Here is a 2,922-nt window from a genome sequence, read left to right on the forward strand (position 1 = left end):
CTGCGGTGGATTGGCGAGCATGCGGTGTCGGCGCCCACCGTTTCCGAAGAAGTGCGCCGGTCGGTGATCGCGCAGCGGCTGCCGTCGCACCAGTGGCCCGAGCGGCGCCTCGAGGTCACCGCGATCGACGTCGAAACAGGCGCGCGGGTGTTATTCGACCGGGATAGTGGCGTGTCGCTAGTCGACGCCGTTGCCGCCAGCTGCGCGGTGCCTGTGGTGTGGCCGCCGGTGACGATCGGGACGCGGCGGTTTATGGACGGTGGCGTGGGCAGCATCGCGAACGTGGACGCGGTGAGTCACACCGACGCAGTGGTGATGCTGTCGCCGACGCCCGAGCCGGGATTCTCGCCGTTCGGCCGGAGCCTGGCCGATGAGCTGGCCGAACATCCGGGCCGCACGTTGGGGGTCTTCGCCGACGAGGCTTCGGTCGCCGCATTCGGTCGCAACCCGCTCGACCCCGCCTGTCGCGGACCGTCCGCGGTCGCAGGTCGCGAGCAGGGCTGGCATGACGCCGCGAAGGTCACGGCCTTCCTCGACGCCGCCCGCTAACGCCGATTTTCGCGGGGCGGTGATTGCCTGATCTTGGGTTCGCGCGGACCGTGCTCATGGCGTCGCGAGGATGGGGTGGGTTGTGTTGCAGGCGATTCGGTGCGCGGCGATGTGATCACGGCGCGAGATGGTGAAGGCATCTCGCTGACTGGTAGGCGGATTCCCGGCTGGCACTGAACCTATCCGGTTGAAGGCCGTGAAGGACAACCGAGGGCAACTGGAACTACATTGGTGTTATTTCAAGGGTTCTGGTGTGATCAGCCGCCGAGTCAGGCGACACGCGCTCGCAGGTCGTTGATCGCCGTGACCGAACACGGTTGACTGTCAGTATCGACCAGTCAGCGAATACCCCGCAAGCAGCCCGGATGGGCGGCGAGTTCTTCGCCGTCCCCGCTGTGGGCCCGCAGACCCGCTACGAGGCGTTGCGGGCCTATCTGCTCGACGGCGAACCCGCCGCGACGGTAGCCGAGCGGTTCGGCTACACCACCGCCGGGCTGCACTCGGCGGTGGCCGACTTCCGCGCCGGGGCGAAGAACTTCTTCCTCGATGCCCGTCCCGGCCCCAAGACCGCACCCGGCAAAGACGCCGCCCGCACCCGGATCATCGCCCTGCGCGCACAGGGGTACTCCATCGATGAGATCGCCGCCGCGCTGGCCGCCGAGGGCATCGGGCTGAACCGCACCGGGATCAGCGAGGTCATCACCGAGGCCGGCCTGCCCCGGATCTGGCGCCGGCCCGAAGCCGCCCGCGGCGGCCCCCGGCGCGAAGACCTGCCCCGGGCCCGCGCACTGGCCGCCGACGACTACGCGGCGCTGCCCGCCGACGCGCCCACCCGGATGGCCGGGCTGCTGCTGGCGCTGCCCGACCTGCTCGCCCTGGACTTGCCCGCACTGGTCACCGCCGCCGGCTACCCCGGCACCCGCGACATCCCCGCGATCAACTACCTGCTCGGTCTGCTGGCGGTGAAGCTGACCGGCACCCGCCGCGTCTCCCACGTGCACGATCTGGCCGCCGACCCCGGCGCCGCGCTGTTCGCCGGGCTCACCGCCCTGCCCAAGACGACCGCGCTGACCACCTACTCCTACCGCCTGCAACACGCCAAGCAGAAGAAGTTCCTGACCGCGCTGGACAAGGCGTCGGTGGCCGCGGGCCTGGCCACCGGCGAGGTGCTGAACCTGGACTTCCATGCCGTCATGCACTGGGGTGAGGACGCCGCGCTGGAAAAGCACTACGTGCCCGCACGCTCGCAACGCACCCGCAGCGTGTTGACCTTCTTCGCCGAAGACGCCGACTCCCACGCCCTGCTCTACGCCAACGCCGACCTCGCCAAAGCCACCCAGAACAACGAGGTCCTCGACTTCGCCGAGCACTGGAAAACCGTCACCGGCGCCCACCCCGCCCTGCTCGTCATGGACTCCAAGGTCACCACCCAAACCCAGCTCGGCGAACTGACCCAACGCGGCATCGGCTTCATCACCCTGCGCGCCCGCACCCCCAAACTCACCGCCCACCTGCGCGCGCTGCCCACCAGCGCCTGGACGAAGCTGACCGTGGCCCGCGCCGGCGGCCGAACCCGCCGCGTCCAGACGATCGAGGACCCCGCCGCGAAACTCTCGACCTACCCCGGCACGCTGCGCCAACTCGCCGTCGCCGGCCTGGGCCACGACGAACCCACCATCCTGATCACCAACCAGCACTCGATGCCCGCCAAACAGGTCATCGAGACCTACTCCCGCAGAATGAACATCGAACAACGCCTCGCCGAAGCGATCCGCTCCTTCCACCTGGACTCCCTCACCGGAGCCGTCCCCCTCAACATCGACCTCGACGTCGTGCTCACCGTCCTTGCCCACACCCTCTGCGCCGCCCTGCGCCGCCGCATCCCCGGCTACGCAACCGCCACCCCCGACACCCTGCAACGCCGGTTCCTGTCCACCGGCGGGCACATCCTCAACCACGGCAACCAGATCGCGGTCCGCCTCGACCGGCGCACCTACTCACCCGTACTGCGCCAAGCCAACCTGCCCGCGATCACCGTCCCCTGGCTCGGCGGCCGCACCGTGCGCTACGAGTTCGCCTGAGCAGGCACAAAATGTGGGTCAATTCGCTGAGTGAAAATCGGCGTTAACACTACTCGCGGGGGTGTCGTTGGGTCTTCGGTGGATTCATCATCCGGGAGTGTGCTTTAGCACCTGGGTTGTGGACGTTGTCGCTGACATAGACGTTGCCCGCCATGTCCACAGACGATCAACGCCGCGCCTTCACCCTCATCGGCGCCCCATCCCGGACTAATTCTTCAGTCGGATATTGGGTCAACTCGGGTCAGCGCCGCACGCATACTGTCGAACATGATCTTGTCGGCCAATGTCGGCC

The 2,922-nt window shown here is 68.2% G+C and carries 2 protein-coding genes; both read left to right on the forward strand.

Annotation, left to right across the window (positions count from 1 at the left end):
- On the forward strand, positions 1-549 hold a 549-nt coding region (locus VML93_RS38035), incomplete at its 5' end, for a patatin-like phospholipase family protein (RefSeq protein WP_325618979.1).
- A gap of 365 nt (positions 550-914) precedes the next feature.
- The gene (locus tag VML93_RS38040; protein ID WP_325618982.1) at positions 915-2,630 is read left to right on the forward strand and encodes a transposase; all 1,716 of its coding nucleotides are present in this window, start codon (positions 915-917) and stop codon (positions 2,628-2,630) included.
- The last annotated feature ends 292 nt before the right edge of the window (positions 2,631-2,922 follow it).

This window comes from Mycobacterium sp., from assembly GCF_035499775.1.
Lineage (GTDB): Bacteria > Actinomycetota > Actinomycetes > Mycobacteriales > Mycobacteriaceae > Mycobacterium.

Coding starts and splice junctions, on each gene's coding strand:
- VML93_RS38040 (WP_325618982.1), top strand. CDS start 915: ATGGGCGGCGAGTTCTTCGCCGTCCCCGCTGTGGGCCCGCAGACCCGC.